Source organism: Algoriphagus taiwanensis (assembly GCF_036245645.1).
Taxonomy (GTDB): Bacteria; Bacteroidota; Bacteroidia; order Cytophagales; family Cyclobacteriaceae; genus Algoriphagus; species Algoriphagus taiwanensis.
In genome coordinates this window covers 324,612-346,529 of sequence record NZ_BTPE01000001.1, presented here as the reverse complement: position 1 = coordinate 346,529, position 21,918 = coordinate 324,612, and the positions used below count along the sequence as shown (strand labels likewise).

18 protein-coding genes are annotated in these 21,918 nt (G+C 45.0%); 9 read left to right on the top strand and 9 right to left on the bottom strand.

Annotated elements, in window-relative coordinates; genetic code table 11:
* Window positions 1–15 precede the first annotated feature (15 nt).
* The 4 genes from AAA938_RS01450 to AAA938_RS01435 all read right to left on the bottom strand — a co-directional run bounded on the left by AAA938_RS01450 (window position 16) and on the right by AAA938_RS01435 (window position 3,384).
* Entirely contained in the window at window positions 16–435 is a 420-nt protein-coding gene (locus tag AAA938_RS01450; protein ID WP_338226868.1) for a sll1863 family stress response protein, read from the bottom strand.
* 96 nt (window positions 436–531) lie between these two features.
* On the bottom strand, window positions 532–1,125 hold the full coding sequence (locus AAA938_RS01445) for a gluconate 2-dehydrogenase subunit 3 family protein (RefSeq protein WP_338226867.1): 594 nt from the start codon (window positions 1,123–1,125) through the stop codon (window positions 532–534).
* A 3-nt stretch (window positions 1,126–1,128) separates the two neighbouring features.
* A complete protein-coding gene (locus AAA938_RS01440; protein WP_338226866.1) occupies window positions 1,129–2,835 on the bottom strand; it encodes a GMC oxidoreductase in 1,707 nt (568 codons plus the stop codon).
* An 87-nt stretch (window positions 2,836–2,922) separates the two neighbouring features.
* Window positions 2,923–3,384, bottom strand: coding sequence for a hypothetical protein (locus tag AAA938_RS01435; RefSeq protein ID WP_338226865.1), 462 nt, complete (start codon window positions 3,382–3,384; stop codon window positions 2,923–2,925).
* 445 nt (window positions 3,385–3,829) lie between these two features.
* On the opposite strand from AAA938_RS01435, the gene AAA938_RS01430 reads away from it, so the two are divergent.
* Both AAA938_RS01430 and AAA938_RS01425 read left to right on the top strand, forming a co-directional pair.
* Entirely contained in the window at window positions 3,830–5,119 is a 1,290-nt protein-coding gene (locus AAA938_RS01430; RefSeq protein WP_338226864.1) for a M20/M25/M40 family metallo-hydrolase, read from the top strand.
* 85 nt (window positions 5,120–5,204) lie between these two features.
* Window positions 5,205–6,983: an alpha-amylase family protein gene (locus tag AAA938_RS01425; protein ID WP_338226863.1), complete on the top strand. Its 1,779-nt coding sequence runs from the start codon at window positions 5,205–5,207 to the stop codon at window positions 6,981–6,983.
* Window positions 6,984–7,119: 136 nt separating this feature from the next.
* On the opposite strand, the gene AAA938_RS01420 is transcribed toward AAA938_RS01425, so the two are convergent.
* Window positions 7,120–8,112, bottom strand: coding sequence for a 6-bladed beta-propeller (locus AAA938_RS01420; protein ID WP_338226862.1), 993 nt, complete (start codon window positions 8,110–8,112; stop codon window positions 7,120–7,122).
* 459 nt (window positions 8,113–8,571) lie between these two features.
* On the opposite strand from AAA938_RS01420, the gene AAA938_RS01415 reads away from it, so the two are divergent.
* Window positions 8,572–10,074, top strand: coding sequence for a sulfatase family protein (locus AAA938_RS01415; protein ID WP_338226861.1), 1,503 nt, complete (start codon window positions 8,572–8,574; stop codon window positions 10,072–10,074).
* Window positions 10,075–10,093: 19 nt separating this feature from the next.
* Here AAA938_RS01415 and AAA938_RS01410 read toward each other — a convergent pair whose 3' ends face one another.
* The 3 genes from AAA938_RS01410 to AAA938_RS01400 all read right to left on the bottom strand — a co-directional run bounded on the left by AAA938_RS01410 (window position 10,094) and on the right by AAA938_RS01400 (window position 13,810).
* On the bottom strand, window positions 10,094–10,630 hold the full coding sequence (locus AAA938_RS01410; protein WP_338226860.1) for a hypothetical protein: 537 nt from the start codon (window positions 10,628–10,630) through the stop codon (window positions 10,094–10,096).
* A 356-nt stretch (window positions 10,631–10,986) separates the two neighbouring features.
* Window positions 10,987–12,162 carry an alpha/beta hydrolase family protein gene (locus AAA938_RS01405; protein WP_338226859.1) on the bottom strand — a complete coding sequence of 392 codons (1,176 nt, stop codon included), beginning with the start codon at window positions 12,160–12,162 and terminating at the stop codon, window positions 10,987–10,989.
* Window positions 12,163–12,175: 13 nt separating this feature from the next.
* Window positions 12,176–13,810 (bottom strand): sulfatase family protein, encoded by a 1,635-nt coding sequence (locus AAA938_RS01400; protein ID WP_338226858.1) that lies wholly within the window; start codon window positions 13,808–13,810, stop codon window positions 12,176–12,178.
* 192 nt (window positions 13,811–14,002) lie between these two features.
* Here AAA938_RS01400 and AAA938_RS01395 point away from each other — a divergent pair, with 192 nt between their 5' ends.
* The 6 genes from AAA938_RS01395 (at window position 14,003) to AAA938_RS01370 (ending at window position 21,156) form a co-directional block, all read left to right on the top strand.
* Window positions 14,003–14,932, top strand: a complete 930-nt coding sequence (locus tag AAA938_RS01395) for a nucleoside hydrolase (protein WP_338226857.1) — start codon at window positions 14,003–14,005, stop codon at window positions 14,930–14,932.
* 61 nt (window positions 14,933–14,993) lie between these two features.
* The gene (locus AAA938_RS01390; protein ID WP_338226856.1) at window positions 14,994–16,508 is read left to right on the top strand and encodes a Gfo/Idh/MocA family protein; all 1,515 of its coding nucleotides are present in this window, start codon (window positions 14,994–14,996) and stop codon (window positions 16,506–16,508) included.
* A gap of 143 nt (window positions 16,509–16,651) precedes the next feature.
* Window positions 16,652–17,599, top strand: a complete 948-nt coding sequence (locus AAA938_RS01385; RefSeq protein ID WP_338226855.1) for a TIM barrel protein — start codon at window positions 16,652–16,654, stop codon at window positions 17,597–17,599.
* A gap of 96 nt (window positions 17,600–17,695) precedes the next feature.
* Window positions 17,696–19,504 (top strand): serine hydrolase, encoded by a 1,809-nt coding sequence (locus AAA938_RS01380; protein ID WP_338226854.1) that lies wholly within the window; start codon window positions 17,696–17,698, stop codon window positions 19,502–19,504.
* A 171-nt stretch (window positions 19,505–19,675) separates the two neighbouring features.
* Window positions 19,676–20,539 (top strand): helix-turn-helix domain-containing protein, encoded by an 864-nt coding sequence (locus tag AAA938_RS01375; RefSeq protein WP_338226853.1) that lies wholly within the window; start codon window positions 19,676–19,678, stop codon window positions 20,537–20,539.
* A gap of 68 nt (window positions 20,540–20,607) precedes the next feature.
* Complete coding sequence (locus tag AAA938_RS01370; RefSeq protein ID WP_338226852.1) at window positions 20,608–21,156, top strand: carboxymuconolactone decarboxylase family protein; 549 nt, start codon at window positions 20,608–20,610, stop codon at window positions 21,154–21,156.
* Window positions 21,157–21,353: 197 nt separating this feature from the next.
* On the opposite strand, the gene AAA938_RS01365 is transcribed toward AAA938_RS01370, so the two are convergent.
* A complete protein-coding gene (locus AAA938_RS01365; protein WP_338226851.1) occupies window positions 21,354–21,884 on the bottom strand; it encodes an REP-associated tyrosine transposase in 531 nt (176 codons plus the stop codon).
* Window positions 21,885–21,918 lie beyond the last annotated feature (34 nt).

Sequence of the window (21,918 nt, the reverse complement as noted above, 5' to 3'; positions counted from 1 at the left end):
TTATTTGAGTATTATTTAGTTTTTCTTAAACACATCCTCCATGGTAGACTTCAGGTCTTCCCATTCTTTTTCAATGTCTTTGGAGGTGTTTTCAGCAGCTTTTTTGATATCCTTCCAAGTGTTTTCGGTGGCCTTCTCTACATCATTTAAGGCTTTTTCAACCTCAGACTTTTCATTAGTCAGCTCTTTTTCCATTTCTTCCAACTCGGATTTCATCTCCTCAGAAGCTTCTTCCTTTTTAGCCTTAAGCTCGGCTATTTTTTGGTCAATTTCTGCCTGAAGATCTTCCAACTCCTTTTTCAATTCTTTTTTCTCCTCTTCAAATTCAACCTCGATGGATTCTGTCTGCGTGGAGTCCTTTTGAGTTCCTTCGCAAGAAATGAGTGACATACTCAAAAAGGCTAATCCTAAAATTATTTGGCTTTTGGTTTTCATAAATAAAATGATTGGTGAAAGAATTAATTTTTACCTCAAGTCGCAATAGCCATGCCAAGCATCGCTGAAGGCATAAGCTTTAACAGCAACAAATCCTTACAAACTCCAAGTATTCCCAACATCAGAAAGGGGTATACAACCTAAGTATTCTCCCGGGATGGGATCATAACTGAGGACATTTTTTCCGATTTCTTCCGAGCTGAAATAAGCCCAAAGCACGGTGGATTTCAAACCTCTGTAAAACCCAACCGGTTCACGTGGTCCTACAGCACCGCCCCAAACGGTTTTGGGAAACTTTGGAGAATTGGCTTCATGCTCTTGGAAAACCGCTTTCTTATCCTCTTCAGACAATTCAGAGAAGACTTTCCCATATTTCTCCCTACAGTCTGAATTGAACTTTTCGATACCGGCTACGACCTGCTTCTGCCCTGCTTCATCGTAGGTTTTTGCATACATCAAGTCGATAAAAATATCGGCCTTGACGTCGAGTCCACCGGGCGTTTCGGTTTTGGGCAAAAGGAAATCCACGAATGAGGACAAAAACCTTGCATGCTCTTCCGATAAAAACTGAGGAGTCCAAGTCAAGCGATCCTGCTGAGCACAGGACTGTAACAAGCTCAGTAAAGTAGGAGCACCGGCAGCTGCGCCGAGTGCCAAAGCTGATTTTTTGAGTGCGTCGCGTCTGTTCATGGCTTAGAGATTCATTTTTTTAAGTTCGGATACAGCATGATTGGCAGCTCGTGCTGTGAGTGCCATGTAGGTCAAAGAAGGATTGACACAGGAGGAAGAGGTCATGCATGCGCCGTCAGTGACAAAGACATTTTCACATCCATGCACTTGATTGTTGCCATTCAGTACAGATGTTTTGGGATCTCGACCCATTCTGGCAGTACCCATTTCATGGATTCCAAAGCCCATTTCATGTTTATTGTCAAATTCCATGACATCTTTCAGTCCTGCACGCTCCAGCATTTCCTTGGCATCCTGACGAGCCTGATCATTTAGCGCAAGCTCGTTGGCTTTCCATTCCGCATCGATGGATAAGGTAGGCTGTCCCCATTTATCCAAGACATCTTTATTTAAGTAAACCTGATTTTCATGATAAGGAAGGCATTCTGAGAATCCGGTAATGAAAAACTCCCAAGGTCCGGGTTTCATCAATCCATCCTTGAAGTTTCCTCCAAAGTCTTCTTGATTGCTGCCTGCTCCCCAGCCTGATCTTCCTCCACCGCCTTGGAAACCAAAGCCCCGAACAAATTTGTCGGATTGAGGTCCATCTTTCAGGTTGACATAGCGGGGAATATAAATCCCGTTAGGTCTGCGTCCCTTGTAATATTGATCTTCAAATCCTTCTACTGTTCCCATCGCTCCTACTCGATAGGTGTGATCCATGAGGTTATGTCCCAATTCGCCAGAGTCATTTCCTAAACCATTTGGGAATCGGCTGGAAGTTGAATTCAATAAAATCTGGGTAGTGCTCAATGTAGATGCGTTTACAAAAATGATTTTGGCTTTGTAAACAATCTCCTCGCTGGTCTCGGCATCGATAATCCGAACTCCGGAGGCTTTCCCCTTTTGCTCATCATAGACAACAGACTGAACGATAGAAAAAGGCCGGATGGTTAGGTTTCCAGTCGCATGGGCAGCAGGTAGTGTCACCGCATTGGAACTGAAATAGGCTCCATATGGACAGCCTCGATCGCATCGGTTTCTGAATTGACACTTGCCCCTCCCATTCAAAGGTTCGGTCAGGTGAGCAACTCGTCCGATAATCATATTTCGGCCTTTGAAATCCTTCTCGATTCGCTCCTTGACGTGTTTTTCAACACAAGTCAGTTCCATCGGAGGCAAAAAATGAGAATCCGGAAGCTGAGGAAGTCCTAAAGCTTCACCACTGATTCCGGCAAATTTCTCCACATGGGTGTACCAAGGCTCAATATCCTTATATCGAATCGGCCAGTCTACCCCATGCCCATCTTTGGCATTCGCTTCAAAATCCAGATCCGACCAGCGGTAGGTTTGCTTTCCCCAAAGCAAGGATCGGCCACCCATTTGATGTGCCCGAACCCACATGAACGGCTTGACTTCCGTGTAGGGATTTTCCAGATCATTGGCATGGAAATGCTCATTGAAAGCTCCGATAAATCCGGAACGCCCTCCTTTAGGATGCTTGGCTTTTTGCTCAGGTGTGAGTCCTCCCCGGAGTTCGTGATCCCAAGGATCCAAAGTCATGGTGGGGTAATCCACCACGTGTTCTACGATTCGTCCCCGTTCGAGGACCAGGGTTTTAAGACCTGCTTCGCAAAGTTCTTTTGCCGCCCAGCCTCCGCTGATTCCCGAACCGATGACGATGGCATCATAGGTTAGGTTTTTGTCGGCGTCGATGTTAAAATTGGCCATTACAATAGGTTTATTAGACCCCTAATAATAGCCAAAATTCAGACAAAACCCTCCATGAATCAGATTCAGGCAGGGTTTAATTGAAAATCACTCGAGGGAAAACTGCCCAAAAAACCCAGTTCCGGAAACAGGTTCCATATTGACTTCATTGAAGGCACTTCCTGCAAAAGATACATTATAAGCCACATTGTCCCGACAAGAATCTTTCCAAGTATAATTTCCAGAAGAAGCGTCGGCTCCAAATCTCCAGATAGGATTGGAAATCGTCAAACACTCCTCGCCTTCTATAGTCACGATCAATTTCTGGTCTGCAGTGATCTCAAAAGTTGCCTTTGTTCCAAGCGGAAAAGGAGATCCGGGATTGGCAAAAGTCACCACGCACTTGTAAACACCAACTGCAGAGGAAGGAACCGTTGCGGCAGTTTCTCCGGATGCAACAGCAGGAGCACAGGAAGCCCCATTGCAGCCTTGGGACTCAGGATTTTCATCCTCTGAATTACAAGACAATAAAGCCAGAAGAAGTAGGAAGGAGAAAATTAGATTTTTCATGGATTAAAGAATTTAAATGATTCTCAAAAATCCAGAATTGACCAAGGCTATGAAATACGTCAGATGACCTAGATTTGGGTAGGAGACAGCAGTCTGTATTTTATCCCAATTAGATCCTCATTTCCTGAAAAAACCCAAATTGAATTTGGGGTTGATACAGAGCGCACCTTTGGCGATTTCTGAACTTTACTGAATAAGGAAAATATAACCCAAAATGAATTCGGGCCTATGACGGATCTCACCTTTGGTGCTCTTTTGAAACCTTCCGATGTTAGAGAAGTGCCCAAGGCACGCCCTGTTCCAGCCCAGAATTCAATTCTGGGCAAAAAATCGGAGTAAATGGCGGAGCCCCAACGGGGCGATCTGTATCAAATATTTCATCCAATCACCCCTGATTAAAAAATCCATCCTTGCCCTCACACCAGATTTCCCCTATTTTTCAAGCATGAAAAAAATCCCCCTGATCCTCATTCTGGCCTTTGGACCGCTTTTCTCTTTTGCGCAGCAAAAACTCAACAAAGACGAACAAAAGCTGATCGAACTCATCGACAAAAACTACCAAGAGACCGTCGCTCTCCTCGAAGAAGTCATCAACATCAATTCCGGTTCGCTGAACAAGGAAGGCGTGCGGGAAGTAGGTCGTGTTTTCGAAAGGGAATTTCATAAAATCGGCTTCCAAACCGAATGGGTGGAAGTCCCCGCTGAGGTGAATCGTGCCGGGCATTTCGTTGCTACCCGGAAGGGAAATAAAGGTAAAAAACTCTTTCTAATCGGACATATCGATACGGTTTTTGAAAAGGACATGCCCTTTACCCCTTTCACTTGGCTTAACGATAGCACCGCCACCGGACAAGGCGCCAATGATATGAAAGGCGGAGATGTGTTGGTTTTTGCCAGCCTGAAAGCCCTGCATGAACTGGGAATGCTGGATGATCGAACGGTCACCGTTTACTTTATGGGTGACGAGGAGAGTTCGGGGGACAATGAGCTCTCCCGACGGGACTTTATCGAGCGATCCAAATCCCACGATATCGCTCTAGGCTATGAGACAGCACAAGGATTCAATACGGTGACGGTGGCACGGAGAGGTTCCAGTGGTTGGACCTTAAAAACCTCTGGTCGGCAAAGTCATTCCAGTGGAGTTTTCCGTGAAGGTGTGGGCTATGGAGCCATCTATGAAGCAGCCCGTATTTTGACAGAGTTTCAAGAAGAACTGGCCGGTGAGCAGTACCTCACCTTCAATCCCGGGCAAATTATCGGCGGTTCGGATATTTCCTATGACAAAATCACCGGAAAAGGAGAGGCTTTGGGCAAGACCAATATCGTAGCAAGGGAAGCCTACGTGACTGGAGATTTGCGTTTTTTAGGAGAAGAACAAAAAGAGCGAACCCGTGCTAAAATGCAAGAAATCGTGGATCGAAATCTTAATCAAACAGATGCAGAAATCACCTTCCGGGACGGGATACCTTCCATGAGTCCACGGGAAGAAAACTACGAACTGGCAGCAATCTTGAATCAGGTGAGTTTGGATATGGGTCTGGGCGAAGTGAAGCCTGGCGATCCGGGAAGTCGGGGTGCAGCAGATATTGCCTACGTGGCGGATATTCTACCCGGCTTGGACGGTTTGGGTGCTTCTGGACGTGGGGCCCATGCTCCCGGCGAAACCATCAACATGAAGCAGTTCCCTGATTTGATCAAAAGAAATACGATTTTACTGTACCGTTTGACCCGATAACCTGATGAAGAAATTTTTAATCCCGGCAGTTTTGGTAGCGACAGCCCTTTCTTGCCAAGCTCCAAAACCACAAGACCCTCCACCTATGAAACCCCAGAAAATAGTCGTTTATCAGGTCTTTACCCGCCTTTTTGGCAATACCAACACCACCAACAAACCTTGGGGAACCAAGGAGGAAAACGGGGTTGGGAAGTTTAATGACTTCACGGATACAGCCTTGGAAGAAATCAAAAAACTAGGCGTATCCCATATCTGGTACACCGGAGTGCCTCATCATGGAGTGATCGGGGATTTTCCGGAAATCGGCGTGAGTTCGGATGACCCGGATGTGATCAAAGGGCGTGCAGGTTCACCTTATGCGGTCCGGGATTACTACCAAGTCAATCCAGATTTGGCGGTGGATGTAACTAAGCGAATGGAGGAATTCGAAGCCTTGATCGCCCGTACGCACAAGCATGGCATGAAGGTGATTATTGACATTGTTCCCAACCATGTTTCCCGCTTTTATGAAGGGAAAAACAACCCGGCCGGAGTTCGTGATTTTGGGGCCGATGATGATAAAACGGTCGAATACGCCAAGGATAACAACTTTTACTATATCCCGGGAGAAGCTTTTCAGGTACCCGAACCCAAAAACGGCTATCAGCCGCTAGGCGGGGAAATGCATCCATTGGCAGATGGAAAGTTTGAAGAAAACCCCGCCAAATGGACGGGAAACGGGTCAAGGCTAGCCCAGCCGGATTTTTACGATTGGTACGAGACGGTCAAGATCAATTATGGAGTAAGTCCGGATGGGAAAAAGGATTTTGAAGAACTGCCTGCCGGCGCGGATTCCCTGGATTGGAAAGCGCATTATGACTTTTGGCAAGGAAAGGAAGTGCCGGATTCCTGGAAAAAATTCAAGGACATCACTCAGTTTTGGTTGGGTAAAGGAGTTGATGGATTCCGCTTCGATATGGCTGAGATGGTGCCGGTGGAGTTTTGGTCCTACCTGAATTCCCATATCAAAATGACCAATCCCGAGGCATTTTTGATGGCGGAAGTGTATCAGCCAGCTTTGTATCGCGACTATCTTTTCAAAGGAAAAATGGATTACCTCTATGATAAGGTAGAATTATACGATACGCTCAAAAATATCATGTACGGGCATGGATCGACTGATCATTTGCCAGCGATTTTTGAATCACAGCGGGATATCGAGCATAACATGTTGCACTTTTTGGAAAACCACGACGAGCAGCGAATCGCCAGTCCGGAGTTTGCCGGAAACCCTTGGAAAGCCATGCCTGCCATGGTGGTATCAGCAACTGTTTCCACTTCTCCGACCATGATCTATTTTGGGCAGGAAGTGGGCGAACCGGGTGCTGAAGATGCAGGTTTTGGCGATCCGAGCAGAACTTCCATTTTCGATTATATCGGCGTGCCTCAGCATCAGAAGTGGATGAATGGAGGGAAATTTGATGGAGGGCAGCTTTCGGATAATGAAAAAGCCCTGCGAAACTACTATTCCGAGGTGCTGAACTTTACCCGAAACAGTTCGGCGCTGATGGGTGAGTATATGGAATTGCACTCCTTCAACAGAGCCCAAAACCCCGCCTACACCGATAAGGCTTTTGCTTTTGCACGCTGGGACGATAGTCAAAAACTGATCGTGGTGACCAATTTCGACAAATTCCAATCGGTGAAAACGACACTCAAACTGTCCCCTGAACTGTTAAAAGTGTGGAACTTGGAAAAAGGCGAACGGGAGATTAAAGAGCTGATGTTTGGGAAGAAAAAGACTATACTTCGGGTCACAGAATCAGGAGCGGAAATCGACTTGGACTTTGGGCCATGGGAGTCGGCGGTGTTTGAGGTGAGGTAGTTTGGAAGTAGGGAAGTTTGGAAGCAAGGAAGCCACGGGGATTATTTACCATATCTCTATTGTATTGGAAACCTAAAGCCTCCCATTTTCAGATTAAAAATCAGAAGATAGGTTCTCGAAAAAGTAAATTATATGATCAACTTGGCTTTAACTTAAGTCTATAGATGAAAAAGGATTCTGCATAATCTTGAGAAAGTCGGTGCTTGAAAGAATCTGGAATTCTGTCATACTTTTCGAGAATTTGCTCACCAGAAATCCCGAAAAACAATTCCCTGTCCTTTGCAAATTGGGGGAAATAAAGAATCATATTCGAAATAGAATTATCCACTATTCCTGGATATACGCTCAACTCCTTGGTTTCAAAATTCATTAGCCCGAGTTTTCGGTTCCCTTTTTCATTAATCTGAAAAAGAACTCGGTTTGCATCCAAGCCATAAACCTCCCCTGGTAGATAATGATATTTTTTTTCATTAAAAAAGGCCAACATATCCAAGGGATGTTGAATTTGTTTTAACCGATCCGCAACAGCATTTGTACCGAAGTTCACATGGATTAGCGGTCGAAATCCCTCTTTGTCCCAAACATAAATCGTATCATTAAAAGCCTGAGAGAAAATCACATGACTATTCCATTCAGAAAAAGGGGAATAGGACTCGTATACAAAGTTATACTCATCCTTTCTGATGTGTAGAGTTTTTTTTGTTTGACCGCTTTCTTGGATCAGAATATCAAAATCCTCCTGATCATCTATTCGGTTGTTGAAAGAAATCATCCTGTTTTCATTGATCAGATAATGAAAATTTGCCATGAAAGGGAGTTTTTCCTCTTCAAGCTCTTCCAGATTTTCATCAAACCAAATGACCAAATTTCCTCTCGATACTACCCCTATCTTATTTTCTTTCAGAATAACCTGTGTAATCGCATCTGCATTCAGCTTATCTTCATATCCAAAATCAATGCTTTTTAGGACTTTTCCATCCAGACTGACTTGATGTAGCGAAGTAACTATGCCCTGTTCAAAAAGATAGAAGTACCGATCAGATTTAAGGATCGTCGGAGTACCGGAGATTGGGTACTTCGTTTGGATTTCGAGAATCTCTAAACTTTCACCAATCTCAGATACGAGCAATGGTTTTTGAACACTAATTGGTTCAAATGAAAATTGATTTGGTTTTTCTTCACAGGAAAAAAATATCAAAACAAGTATTGCTAGAACTCTTCGTGACATTATTTAAAGATAAATGTATCAGGAATAAATTAAAAATTAATTTTCCAAAATCACTACTCCCTCCAATTAGGTGTCTCATTAAAAGCTCTTTTACTTTAAATTTTCGAAGAGCAAAATAGCGGCCTTAAATGCAAAGCAGTACTTGAGCTTAAAAACTCCAATATTTGATGCCAGATGTACTTTTCGACCATAACGATAAGGTCAGATAATCACTTCACCTCAAAATAATTGATTTTTAATGTAGGCTCGGGTCTATTTCCGTACTCGAGGAATGGCAAAAAGAGAAGATGGGTTTACCTATTCTGAACAAATCTTGGAATCATCTTTCTATCACCCTAAATTCAACAAACCCTTGATTCCATGAAAAGTCTGCTTCTCGCCCTTTCTGTTTTTTTCGCCTGCCTTTTTATCGCCAATGCACAAAGCAAACAACCCAATATCCTCTTTCTGATCGCCGATGATTGGTCTTTTCCGCACGCGGGAGTTTATGGAGACAAAGTAGTCAGAACGCCCACTTTTGACCGATTGGCAGCGGAAGGAGTACTTTTCACGAATGCCTATACGGCTTCTCCTTCCTGTTCCCCTTCCCGGGCAAGTATCCTAACCGGGCGCTATCCTCATGAAAACGAAAGCGGTGGAAACCTTTGGTCGGAATGGCCTGCACAATATCCTACCTATGTGAGTTTGTTGGAAGAAATAGGCTATTTCACTGGTTCCACCCGTAAGGGCTGGGGACCGGGAGACTTCAAAGTTTCAGGTTTGGAACACAATCCTGCCGGGAAAAGCTTCTCGGATTTTGCCGAATTTTTGAAAAACCGCCCGGATGGAGCACCATTTACCTTTTGGTTTGGGAGTTCGGACCCGCATCGGGAGTACGTGGCAAACACGGGAATTCAGGCGGGAATGAAATTGGAAGACGTGGTAGTCCCCGGCTTTTTCCCGGATAATGACTGCGTGCGAAATGATATCCTGGATTATTACTTCGAGATCGAGCGCTTTGATCGGGAATGCGGGCAGCTGATTGCAATGCTGGAGGAAATGGGCGAATTGGACAATACCATCATCGTGATGACGAGTGACAACGGGATGCCTTTTCCCCGGGCCAAAGCCAATCTCTATGACTACGGCACCCGCATGCCTTTGGTGATTCGCTGGCCCAAAAAAGTCAAGTCAGAAACGGTGATTCATGACTTTGTGAATTTTGTGGACTTCGCTCCGAGTTTTTTGGAAGCAGCCGGAAAAACTCCTGAAAATATGAGCGGACAATCCCTTTGGGCATTTTTGGATGGAGAAAAACAAGATCGGGATCAAATATTTCTGGAGCGGGAGCGTCACGCCAATGTGAGAAAAGGCGATTTGAGCTATCCCATGCGAGCCGTCCGAACCCAGCAATTCCTTTACATCTGGAACCCCATGCCTGAAAGGAATCCTGCCGGGGACCCGACCGTCCATCAGTCCGTTGGACAATATGGAGATGTAGATCATTCCATAACCAAGTTTTTGATGATGGCCTTGGAGGGGAAAGCTCAACCAGGACAGCCGGATTACTTCCAATTGGCCTTTGGTTCCAGACCGGAAGAGGAACTCTACGATGTGGAAAAAGACCCCTATCAACTCAATAACCTGGCAAGCGATCCAAGTTTTGCAAGCGTCAAGGAAGAAATGAGAAAGGAACTCTTGGCTTGGATGGAAAAAACGGGTGACCCGAGATTTGAACACCCCAAATCTACTTATTGGGATGAACTGCGCTACACTCCCGACTATCAGATGAAGGATATTGATTGGCAAAAACAAATCGAAGAATACCGAATTCGGCCTCCTTTTGGTCCCAATTCCCAAAATGGAATTCCTTGCACCAATTGAAATAGGTCTGGAGAAAAAGCTAAATCTTACTCCACCAAAAAGCTTCTCCATTGAGTGAGAGCTGACTCGGATTTAACCGTTCCACGGTAAACCGTTTGTTTGGAATATCCCATAAAATTAATTCCAATGAATTCCCCTGGAAAGCCCAAGTACCTCGGCTCTCTCTTTGATCCATTCCTCCACTTAAGCCTGGCATAGAAACCACTTTTAAATACCGGTAAAAACACGAATGGTCATCGTATAAATAAATTGACTCTTCAATGCTGTAGGATCCTCCCCCAGAATAAAAACCCGAATCGTAGGACTCTATCCGATCCAATTTGGAATTTCCAAAATTAAACCTGACCGGAGGAGGAACTGTAACTTTGGGAAGAACGACTGGAATTGAAAATTCAAACTGCTTCAATAGAGCTAAGAATTCCCCTAAATACGATTTTTCTTTTCCGATACCTTCTTCGGTATAGCTGAGAGTAGCACTCAAATAAATATTGCCATCAGAAAAAGGATGAATTACCAATCCCGAGAAAAATCTAAGATTTCCTGAGGGAATTTTCATTGGCACCTCAGCTTTGCCTATTTCTGCACAATAGGAAAGAGGAACGCCTGAGTTCTTCCAAACATTTTCCAACTGACTCAAATTGAGACCTTTGCCCTTTTCCTTAATAAAAAAAGTAGGATCGGATTGAAAGCGAGATATATCATAATTCGGGGATATATAACCCAATATTTTCAAACTCCACTTCTCCTTTATCAACTCCATTTGGAAAGATCCATCCTGAGAAAGATTTAGCTTCCAGGACCGATTTTTGGGATTTAATGAAATGGTTGGCGATAGAGTGAACATGGTCTGGTATGAGTTAAAAATTATTGATTAAAAGTATCGGTTGGGAAAGCAATCTCATTCAAAAACCCTCAATTCAGGTTCAAAAAATTGATTACAGCATCATCTCCACTTAAAGCCTCTTTTGGCAAAGGAAACCTTTCATTAAATACCCGTAGCTCATCGGCAGACAGCAGAGTCACAAAGCTCTCATCAAATCCATCCTGATAGGGGATTCTGCCTGCATTGAGACCAAGGTAATGCCCAAAGAAATTGTAAACGGCGGCCCGCTTGTTTTTACCATAGTCATGCCGCTCTCCGGCAAAATGGACATTATCCACCCGGCTTTCTGCCTGAAAAGCAGAATACACTTTTTGCACATAGGGGAATTCAATTCTTGGAGTATTCTTAGTCCAATCTCCTCCGTCAGAAACCAATAATAGGGGCCTTGGAGCAGCCAAAGCAGCAATTTCCACATTATTGGTCTGATGGTTTTCGCTTTTATGTATCGGCATTCCACTTTCGCAAGTGCAGCCTCCAAAGAAGTAAGCTGAAACCATCACCACCGGAGCGGAAACCTTTATTCTCGAATCCAGTGCAGTAATTAGGATAGTTTGGGTTCCTCCACCCGATTCACCGGTCACTCCGATCCGATCGGGATCCACATCCGGACGGGAGATCAGATAATCAATAACACGTTGTGAATTGTAAGTTTGAAGGGTTAAGGCAATCGGAATTTTGTGATCCACTTGCTTGGAATCTCCATAGCCAATCATATCATAAGCAAACACCACCGCTCCCATCCGGGCAAAAGCTGCACTTCGTTTTTGCATACTTTCTCCAAACCTCAGATCAGGTCCGTGTCCATGCACACTGAGAATTGCAGGGCTTTTGGTAAAAGGAGCTGGATTGAGCGGGCGATACAGGTTGCCGGTAATATAAAATCCCGGAAAGCTTTCGATCGCGATATTTTCCACAATGTAGCCATCCATTTCCCGGGTGCTGTGAATGATGGGATTGAAAGGAGCTATTCGGTCTGGCATTTGGCCAAGTTTCATTCCTTGGAGAATTCCATTCCGAATTACCTCTGTCCGATTTTCCCAGTCAGATTGAGAAGCCCACGACTCGGAAGTCTTTTTCATAAAAATAGCTGCCTCATCCTCGGTCCAATAAGCACCTTGGCAGAGCATGTTTTCCTGAGCATGGACCCATAGGGTGGCCATAAAGGAAAGGCAGAAAAAAGTTAGCTTGTTGAGGAAAGACTTCATATCCAATTCAGTCTCATTTTATAGTCATGGCAATTTCCGCTGCCTCGAATCCTATTCGATGGCTATTCACATATAATGAATCTCCAGCCACCGCCTCAAAAGGTTCGGTGTAGATTTTCCAAGAATCACTGCTTGACTTTCTCCAGCCGATCAGAGCTGAAGAAGTGGGGCAACTTAAAGTGACTTTGCCTTCTGCAAAACTTACCTCAGCGGATTCGGTGACGGGAGGATTTTCTCCTCCATTCCACCAGCCTCTGACCATTTCCATTTCATTCAGGGCACCTTTGTCGCCGTACTCAGCGACCCAATCCTCATGGGCTTTGCGCAGCTCTTCTAATTTATCGGCATACTCCGGATTCCCTACCAGGTTGTTAAACTCCCACGGATCATTTTGGGTGTCGTAGAGTTCTTCCTCGGGCTTGCTTGGAGCAAACCAACGGGCCTGATTTTCATTGAGCAGCCCTTTTTCATTCAGTTCCAGGAGATGTCCCATCAGGGGATTTTGAAGCCGGTAGCGGATATTCTGGTAGTTTGGCTTTTCGGGCATGTAGTTACGGATGTATTTAAACCGTCCATCGGAAACGGCCCGTACCCGATCGTATTCTGAATCCATCCGATCCCGGGCGGCATAAATATATTTTCGAGGCTCAGCCTTCTGCTCTCCGAGAAAAGCCTGTCCCTGCATGCTTTCCGGAATTGGAATTCCTGCCAGAGAAAGCAATGTTGGACCGAAATCCACAAAACTGACCAGTTCATCCGTCTTTGTCCCCCCTTCCAGCCAAGGAGCTTTGACCAGCAAAGGCACTTTCAAGCCCCGATCATACAATTCCCGCTTGAAATAAGGCATCCCATCCCCATGGTCGGAGTAAAAGAAAATGATGGTATTGTCATATAGCCCGTCCTCTTTCAGTTGGGCAATCACCTCCCCTACCTGGGCATCCATCCGCATCACATTGGTGATAAATCGGGCAATCGTGCGTCTGGTAAGTGAATCATCCGGATAAACTGGAGGCACGGTCACGTCTTTGGGGTCAACCAAGAGGCTGTCCTTCCCTTCCCGAACCCAAACTTGGGATTCATGGGTAGTGGTAAAGTTAAATATGGAGAAAAAGGGCTGGTTGGGATCGGGTCGGTTGCGGTAATGAGCCTTGTTGCTGCTTTCATCCCACATCATGACGGGGCTGCGGAATTGATAGTCCTCTTTGACATTATTGCTCACGTAGTAGCCGGCCATTCGGAGATAAACCGGATAGGGCCACATTCCTTCAGGCAGTACGGTGGAATAGCCTTTGAATCCGGGAGGATAGGCGTCTCCAGCTGCAGCAGATGGCGCTAAAGTCCGCATATGCATCGCTCCGATTGAAGTTTGATAGGCTCCCGTGATCAAAGCTGCCCGACTGGGAGCACAAACACCCGCAGTAGAAAATGCATTTTGGTATTGCAGGGATTCGGCTGCCAAGGCATTCAGATGGGGAGTTTTACCACCTGTGCCTCCGTAAGTTTCCAAATGCTCAGGAGACATATCCTCTACGACGATCCAGACGATATTCGGTCGCTCGGGATAGGTGATTTGTTCCGATTGGGGAGTTTTTTCCTGACAGGAGAAAATAACGACCAGGATAAAAAGAAGTAGGGAAAGCTTTTGCATGGCAGTGGGAATTGTCTGCTTAAGATAAGCTTTTCCCGAAAAGTAGCTAGCCTGCATTGTGTCAAAAGAAATTGTGTATTTTGGATTTTATCTTGTCTAAACCCATGGAATTGAGCAAGAAGTAGTTTCCATTCAGTGAAAGGATATTTCCTTGCGATATTCCATCAGACCGTTAAAAATCAAATAAGACTGATGAAAACCAACTTATCCCTATTGATTGTATGCCTTTTCTTAATCCTTCAGTCAGGTTTTTCCCAGCAGAAAGTATGGTTGGATTCCGACACAGGTAATGAAATGGACGACCTCTATGCCATTGCCTATTTGGTCAAAGTGCCGGGAATTGATCTGATCGGGCTGAGTTCGGCTCACTTCAATAATGCCGATCTGAATGTCTTCGAAAAGTGGAATGCCTACGAAACCGCGACGCTCAAGCCAGTCGAGGAAAGTCAGCGCCTCAATGAGGAGATTCTTGCTGCGATGGGTCGAATGGATATCCCACATCCCTTGGGCGCGGATCGACAGATCGGAAGAGCATGGGGACAGCAAGACCCAAGAGATTCTCCGGCAGCTCAGGCCATTATCGCCGAAGCCCGGAAGATGAAAGGAGAAGAAAAGCTCCATGTCCTGACACTTGGTGCCATGACCAATGTGGCAACAGCTTTGATTTTGGCACCGGACATCAAGGATAAAATCCGACTTTTTTCCTTGGGTTCCTGGTATACTCCTGAATCTCGGGCTTGGAACAAAAGCGAATTCAATATACGCTGTGACCTAAATGCCTTCGATTACTTGCTCAATCTTGAGGGATTGGACTTCACCATCATGACCACGACGACTTCCTTTGCCTTGAAGTTTGATCGGGATGAGACTTATGCGAGACTGGATGAAAACGTGGCAATCGAAAAGATTTTGGCAGATCGCTGGAGAGTGCACAATCCACAAGACAAAACCCGGGTGATGTGGGATTTGGCATTGGTGATGGCTTATATTCACCCCGAATGGGCGACGGTTTCACCGGTAATGACTCCTCCGGAAAACACCCCGAGAGTGGTACAAGTCTACACCGAGATCGATGCAGATAAGATGCGCGAGGAGTTTTGGAGATTATTGAAAACCCCATAATTAGAAGGTATCAATAAATCGAAATTGCTAAATTCCCTTGCCAACCCAAAAAACCTAAATCATGTCTAAATCTGACCACCTCAACCGCCGGGATTTTCTCGCTTCGGCGGCCACCTTTGCTGCATCTTTTACCATCGTTCCTTCCAACGTCATCGCAGGTTTGGGAAAAATCCCACCCTCGGACCAACTGACTGTAGCCAATATCGGTTGCGGAACTCAAGGGCTACGGGAAATGGGAAGCCTTTTGCAAAATCCAAAAGTGAGGGTGGTTGCGGTATGCGACGTGAATAAATTTTCTACTGACTATTTCGACTGGTCCCCGTACGGCATTCGGAATGATATCCGCAAAACCATCGGCGATGATTCTTGGTGGGAAGGCAAGCCTGGAATCCCCGGAGGAAGAGATATCGGTCAGGAATATGTGGAAACGTATTACGCAAAGAACAAGCCCTCAGGTAAATACAAAGGTTGTGCAAGCTATGAAGACTATCGGGAGCTTCTTGCCAAGGAAAAAGGCATCGATACAGTCAAAATCATGACCCCCGATCATACCCATGCGCCGATTGCCTTGGCCGCAATGGATCAAAACATGCACGTGGTGACACACAAACCCATCGCAAATCGGCTTTTGGAAGGAAGAAAGGTCATCCAAAAAGCCAAAGATTCAGGCTTGGTTACTCATCTTTTAGCTTGGTCTGACCGGCCCGAATACCGACAGATCAAAGCGTGGATGGATGCCGGACTGATCGGAGAACTACAAGAAATCCACAATTGGTCCTATCGACCCGTTTGGCAACAATGGACCAAAAGACCTTCCGAGTCACAACCCATTCCCGAAGGATTGAATTGGGATCTTTGGCTGGGACCTGTGCCTGATATGCCCTATCACAAAAACTACACGCACAATGTCTTTCGAGGATGGTACGAATTCGGAGGTGGATCGGTAGCAGATATGGGGCATTACAGTTTGTTTCCACTTTTTGAAACTTTGGGCATCGACCGCAGTCCCGTTTCCGCTAGGGCCTTTGGCACCACCACTCGGGAGGAAGTCAATCAGGTCTATCAATGGGTGAAAAATGACGTTGCCTTCCCCGCGAGCTGTACGATCAAATGGAATTTTCCGGCCCAAGCTTCCCTACCTGCTTTTGACCTGTTTTGGTATGATGGGGGAATGAAGCCATTTGCCTGCGAGGAATTAGAAATGGATGAAAAAGACACTCCAGAGGAAGGTTTGCTGATCGTAGGGTCTAAAGGGAAAATCCTGGGAGGCTTCCGGGGAGAATATCCGGTGCTTTTGCCTGAAAGTTCCATGATGGCTGGTAGAGAATCTGAGAGAATCAATTCCCGTGAAGTGGACCGCAACACCGACCAATGGGTGGATGCCATGCTGGAAAAGCGACAGACCCCGGGCAGCTTTACCCGGGCCCAATGCATTACCGATACGATTAACCTTGGTGCTGTAGCCTTGAGAGCTGGCAAAAAGGTGGATTTCGATGCGAATTTGGTCAAAATCACCAATGATGAAGCTGCAAATCAGTTGCTGACAAGGGAGTATCGAAGCGGATGGGAGATTTAATTCAGTAGGCATAGTATTCCTGCTCCATTCTACCGATCAGGAAGGGAGAAAGATAAACACAACAAAGCAATCTCTCTCAAATTCATTAACTTAGAACATAACAACCAAAAACTCAATAACCATTAACCCAATCCCTATTTCCCATGACTAACCGAAGAAACTTCCTCAAAACATCCGGCCTGGCAGCAGCTGCTATTGGGCTTGGACTACCAGAATTTGCCATGTCAAAAACTAAAGCAGATCCGATTTTTAAAATTTCCTTAGCCCAATGGTCTTTGAACCCCTTGCTTTTCGGAGGGAAAATGGACAATCTGGACTTTGCCATCGAGACCAAAAAACACGGTATCGATGCAGTGGAGTATGTCAACCAGTTTTTTATGGACAAGGCACAGGACAAAGCCTATTTGCAGGAGATGAAAACCCGCTCCGAAGGAGAAGGGGTCACCAACGTACTCATCATGGTGGACCGGGAAGGTCAATTAGGTGCCGCCACCCCCGAGGAGCGACAGCAGACGGTAGAAAATCATAAAAAGTGGGTAGAAGCGGCCAAATTCCTAGGCTGTCATTCCATTCGGATCAATGCCTACACGGCTGTTCCGTTCAGTCAGGATCCCAAACTGGAGCAGGAAGCAATAGATGTCTGCAGTTCTACCCTTCGCAGAATTTGTGAATTTGCAGACGATTTTGATATCAATGTCATCATAGAAAACCATGGAGGCTACTCCTCCAACGGTAAATGGTTGGCCGAGCTGATTAAGCAAACTGCACATCGCCGGGCGGGTACCTTGCCGGACTTTGGCAACTTTGTGATGAAGCGGGATGCAGATCAGATTCTCAGTTATGATTCCTATCGGGGTGTGGATGAATTGATGCCTATGGCAAAAGGAGTCAGCCTGAAGCCAAAAGTTTGGGATGATCAGGGTCGTGAAACAGGACTGGACTACACCCGGATGATGAAGATCGTACTGGCCCACAACTACCATGGCTATGTGGGAATCGAGCACGGGGAAAGAGGCCGGGAATGGGAGTCAATCGAGGAGTGCCGGGTCAATCTGGATCAAGTAAGAAGGACTTTGGAAAATGCCGGCTAAGTCGTAAAGCCATCCCAAACTCTTCAAATTGCCCCAAATAAGTCTATCTCTTTTTGGGGCAATTTTTTATTATTGTTTATTCTAAACCATTTTATTATGCGCCGACTTCTCCTCTCCCTACTCCTTCTCAGCTTTTTTGTAAGCCCTACCTTTTCTCAGAAAAAACAGGACGTTTTCAAAATCCTGGATACCGAACTTGAAAAAGCCCGAGTAGCCCTAAACACACCCGGTTTTGCCATAGCCATTGTCCAAAAAGATCAAATCGTCTATGCAAAAGGATTTGGCTTCAAGGATGTGGAAAATCAGGTTCCGGTGACTGAAAACACGCTTTTTGCTATTGGATCTTCTTCCAAAGCCTTTACCTCGGCCGTCTTGGGCGTGCTTAGCAAAGAGGAGAAAATCGACTTTGATGCCCGCCCAGGAAAATACATACCCGAACTCCGCTTTGCTGAGCCCTGGATGAATGAGCAGATCATCGTCAAAGACCTGATGGCTCACCGAACGGGTTTACCAAGACATGATTTTTCCTGGTTTATGTTTCCATCCGAATCCAAATCGGAACTGATCAAGCGGATCGAATTTCAGGAGCCTTTCACCGGACTGCGACAGCAATGGTATTACAACAACTGGATGTTTTTCCTCCAAGGTGAAATCGGTGCCCGACTTACCGGTAAAAGCTGGGAGCAAAATGTGAAGGAGCTCTTTTTTGACAAACTGGGCATGACCCGAAGCAATTTCCGCATTCCCGAGATGGAAAAGGATGCAGACAAATCCTTTGGCTACTCGGTGGACTTAGATGGAAAAACCAAGCGAATGGATTACTACAATATCGCCGCTATGGGACCAGCCGGAGCGATCAATTCCAGCGTCTCGGAAATGTCCAACTGGCTCATTACCTGGATCAACGGTGGGAAATTCAAGGGCGAACAAATCATCCCTGAAGACTACGTGAAGGAGGCAATGAGTGCCCAAATGGTGGTGGCTGCCGGCACTCCTTCCAAGGAGCATCCCGATGTGCAGTTTTCCAACTATGGCTATGGCTGGTTTTTGGCCTCTTACCGAGGTCACTACCGGGTGGAACATGGAGGAAATATCGATGGCTTTTCTGCAAATGCCGCTTTCTACCCAACAGACAGTTTAGGAATCGTGGTTCTGACTAATCAGAATGGTTCTCCACTTCCCAATGTGGTCAGAAATATGGTGGCAGATCGCATGCTTAACTTAGAACCCTCTGATTGGCTAGGTGAAACGGTCAAGCGCTTGGAAGAAGCCAAGGAAGCACAAGCCAAAGCAAAGGCTGTTGCAGACTCCACGGCCAAAGCAAGCCTAACCAAGCCATCCCATATCCTGATGGACTATACCGGCACTTACGAACATCCCGGTTATGGGAAAATGGAAATTGACCTGAAAAACGATACGCTTTTTGTGCAAACAGGCCTTTTGGGTGGCTTTTTGGAGCACAAAGACTACGACGCGTTCAATTTGTTTTTGATCTACCAAGGCGAACCGAATCGAGATAATCCTTTTGTCTTGCAGTTTGTCAGCAACATGACCGGAGATATCTCTGGTCTAAAAGCTTCATTAGAACCTGCCTTGGATCCGATCGAATTTAAGCGTACACCGAAGGAAAATGAGCTTTCGGTAGATGACTTGAAAAAGTACGAGGGAGCCTACCTACTGATGGGCGTGCAGGAAGTGAAAATTTACATCAAAGAGGAAAAACTCTATGCCTTTGTGCCCGGCCAACCTGAGTACGAATTGGTCAATATCGGCGAGCATGAATTTAACCTGAAGGTTCTGGAAGGCTTCAAGGTGAAGTTTGAGGAAAAAGACGGGGAAATTATTGCCGTGAACTTTGTTCAGCCGAATGGGACATTTAGAGGGGAAAGGAAGAAAGTTGAGTAAGTCAGAAAGCTGAAATCAGAAGGCTGAGCATGACCTTACTTGATCAAGATCCTACTTTCCCAAACCCAAAATCCTAGCACTTGATTAGCAGGGAAAGAGGAACCTGATTCTAAAGAATTCGGTTCTGATTTTTCACTCAACCACTTTTAATTTTCCAAAACATCGGCTTTAATGATTTTCCAAGGACCTTCATCAGAAAAGCTTCAACTAGAAGAAATAGATTCTTCCAATTGCTTTCTACTAAAAGAAAAAAATCCAAGTGAGCTTACTTTTGTTTGGTTCTTGAATCCGTCCATTCTGATCATTGATGGAATAGAATTTACTTTTCAAGCCAATCAAGCAGTATGCCTGACGGAATTCCATCGAGTGGAAGTAAAAAACCTGCAAAAGGCCAGACTCTTACGATTCAACCGAGCATTCTTTTGCATATTGGATCATGATTCTGAAATCGGCTGTAAGGGAGTCTTGTTTTTTGGTTCTGCAGAAACGCCGGTAATTAATCTTTTTGAGAAAGAGATCGCGAAATTAGAAGCGCTTTGGAAAGTCTTTGAAATTGAGATTCAGGAAGTACCCGACCCGCTGCAGCTCGAAATGCTTCAGATACTATTGAAGAGGCTCTTGATCCTCTGCACCCGAATCTACAAGTCCCAACAAAAAATGGAGGATTTGGAGAAAAGTCAGGTGGATCTGATCCGGGAATTTAACTATTTGGTAGAAACCCATTTCAAAACCAAGCATACTGTGGCGGATTATGCCGATTTGCTTTTTAAATCGCCCAAAACCCTATCCAACCTATTTTCCAAACTGGGCGAAAAATCCCCTTTGAGCTTTATCCATGACCGGAAAATGCTGGAAGCAAGGAGACTTCTTGGCTACACCGATCAAAGCATCAAAGAAATCGGGCATGAACTGGGTTTTGAGGACATTCAAAGCTTTAGCCGGTTTTTCAAGAAAAATGAAGGGCTCTCCCCATCCGACTTCAAGGAGAAACTAAGATTGGGCAAAATTGCCAACTCCTCGGGAAATACTGCCTAACCCTACCTGACTTAAGCGCTCCATCTTTGTATTGTTAATTTATTTCAACCAAAACAAACAATACCACGATGAAAAATTTCACAGTACCTACCCGAGCCGAAGTCACAGAAGCCAATCAATCCATCTTTGACAACTTGCAAAAAGGACTGGGGTTTGTCCCAAACTTGTATGCCTACTTTGCCAAAAGTGAAACGGCCTTGAGAGATTACTTAGCACTTCAAAACAGGAAGTCTTCCCTCAAAGCAAAAGAAAGGGAAGTTATCAACTTGGTCGTTTCTCAGGTTAATGGCTGTAGATATTGTCAATCGGCTCATACCGTGTTGGGAAAAATGAACGGATTCACTGAGGATCAAATCCTTGAAATCAGAGGAGGATCTGCTTCTTTTGACGCAAAGCTTGACGCCTTGGCAAGATTCACCAAGTCGGTAGCTGAAAATAGAGGAAAGGCAAGCCAAGAAACCAAAGATGCCTTTTTTGCAGCTGGATATACCGAGGCTAGTTTGGTCGATGTCGCGATCGTCATTGGGGACAAAATCATCTCCAACTACATCCACAACCTAACACAATTCCCGATTGACTTCCCTCTGGCTCAGGAATTGAGCGAGGTGAATGCCTAACAGGAACAATCTAATGAGTTAAAAAAGCCACTTTTGATTTGCCCCCAAAAAGTTATACACTTGTTGGGGGCATTTCTATGATCAGAAAACACTTTTCTTATCTCAATTCAATCAACTCAAACTGCATCTCCTCAGCTCTTCGAGATTTGTAATCTCGAAGCTCGATCAGAAGATTTTTAATCTTCAAAAGGAAAATATTACCCGAAATCTGCAAGGCGAATAGGTCCTTTTCTTATCCCGTAGAAATCTCCAGCACTACTATTTAAATATTCTTCTTCCTTTTCGACAATTCCGGCCCTGACCGGGTTTTGATGAATGTAATTGGATTTGGTATCAGAAAATCTCTTTGAAAACACTTCTTCTCCATGGTACCCATCCTCCCAAAACCATATTTGATTTTGATGACTTAATGCCAAGGTAAGCCATGTCTTTCTGCTTTCTTTAGGATTATCCTGAATGGCTTTGAAAATCTTCTTCGCGGTGAATTTTTTAAAATCTCGAATAATATCGGATAGGTTTTCCTCTTTCGCACTTGCAATTAAGTGGATATGGTTACTCATAATTACCCATGAATAAATTTCCAAGCCCTTACTCTTTTGGCAATAAATTAGACTCTCCAACAATAGGTCTGAATATTCCTTTCTGGTGAAAACATCTGCCCATTGATGAACTGTAAAAATCAAAAAATGAACTGCACCTTGATCCCGAATTTTAAATTCAAAGCCCATATTTCAATCATTTAGGATTAAAAATTAATTTGCT

Bases quoted from the DNA above. Each gene is read 5' to 3' on its own strand.
- AAA938_RS01395 (WP_338226857.1), top strand. From the start codon at position 14,003: ATGAAAACCAACTTATCCCTATTGATTGTATGCCTTTTCTTAATCCTT.
- AAA938_RS01450 (WP_338226868.1), bottom strand. From the start codon at position 435: ATGAAAACCAAAAGCCAAATAATTTTAGGATTAGCCTTTTTGAGTATG.
- AAA938_RS01370 (WP_338226852.1), top strand. From the start codon at position 20,608: ATGAAAAATTTCACAGTACCTACCCGAGCCGAAGTCACAGAAGCCAAT.
- AAA938_RS01435 (WP_338226865.1), bottom strand. From the start codon at position 3,384: ATGAAAAATCTAATTTTCTCCTTCCTACTTCTTCTGGCTTTATTGTCT.
- AAA938_RS01365 (WP_338226851.1), bottom strand. From the start codon at position 21,884: ATGGGCTTTGAATTTAAAATTCGGGATCAAGGTGCAGTTCATTTTTTG.
- AAA938_RS01385 (WP_338226855.1), top strand. From the start codon at position 16,652: ATGACTAACCGAAGAAACTTCCTCAAAACATCCGGCCTGGCAGCAGCT.
- AAA938_RS01380 (WP_338226854.1), top strand. From the start codon at position 17,696: ATGCGCCGACTTCTCCTCTCCCTACTCCTTCTCAGCTTTTTTGTAAGC.
- AAA938_RS01425 (WP_338226863.1), top strand. From the start codon at position 5,205: ATGAAACCCCAGAAAATAGTCGTTTATCAGGTCTTTACCCGCCTTTTT.
- AAA938_RS01400 (WP_338226858.1), bottom strand. From the start codon at position 13,810: ATGCAAAAGCTTTCCCTACTTCTTTTTATCCTGGTCGTTATTTTCTCC.
- AAA938_RS01375 (WP_338226853.1), top strand. From the start codon at position 19,676: ATGATTTTCCAAGGACCTTCATCAGAAAAGCTTCAACTAGAAGAAATA.
- AAA938_RS01440 (WP_338226866.1), bottom strand. From the start codon at position 2,835: ATGGCCAATTTTAACATCGACGCCGACAAAAACCTAACCTATGATGCC.
- AAA938_RS01405 (WP_338226859.1), bottom strand. From the start codon at position 12,162: ATGAAGTCTTTCCTCAACAAGCTAACTTTTTTCTGCCTTTCCTTTATG.
- AAA938_RS01390 (WP_338226856.1), top strand. From the start codon at position 14,994: ATGTCTAAATCTGACCACCTCAACCGCCGGGATTTTCTCGCTTCGGCG.
- AAA938_RS01445 (WP_338226867.1), bottom strand. From the start codon at position 1,125: ATGAACAGACGCGACGCACTCAAAAAATCAGCTTTGGCACTCGGCGCA.
- AAA938_RS01410 (WP_338226860.1), bottom strand. From the start codon at position 10,630: ATGAAAATTCCCTCAGGAAATCTTAGATTTTTCTCGGGATTGGTAATT.
- AAA938_RS01430 (WP_338226864.1), top strand. From the start codon at position 3,830: ATGAAAAAAATCCCCCTGATCCTCATTCTGGCCTTTGGACCGCTTTTC.
- AAA938_RS01415 (WP_338226861.1), top strand. From the start codon at position 8,572: ATGAAAAGTCTGCTTCTCGCCCTTTCTGTTTTTTTCGCCTGCCTTTTT.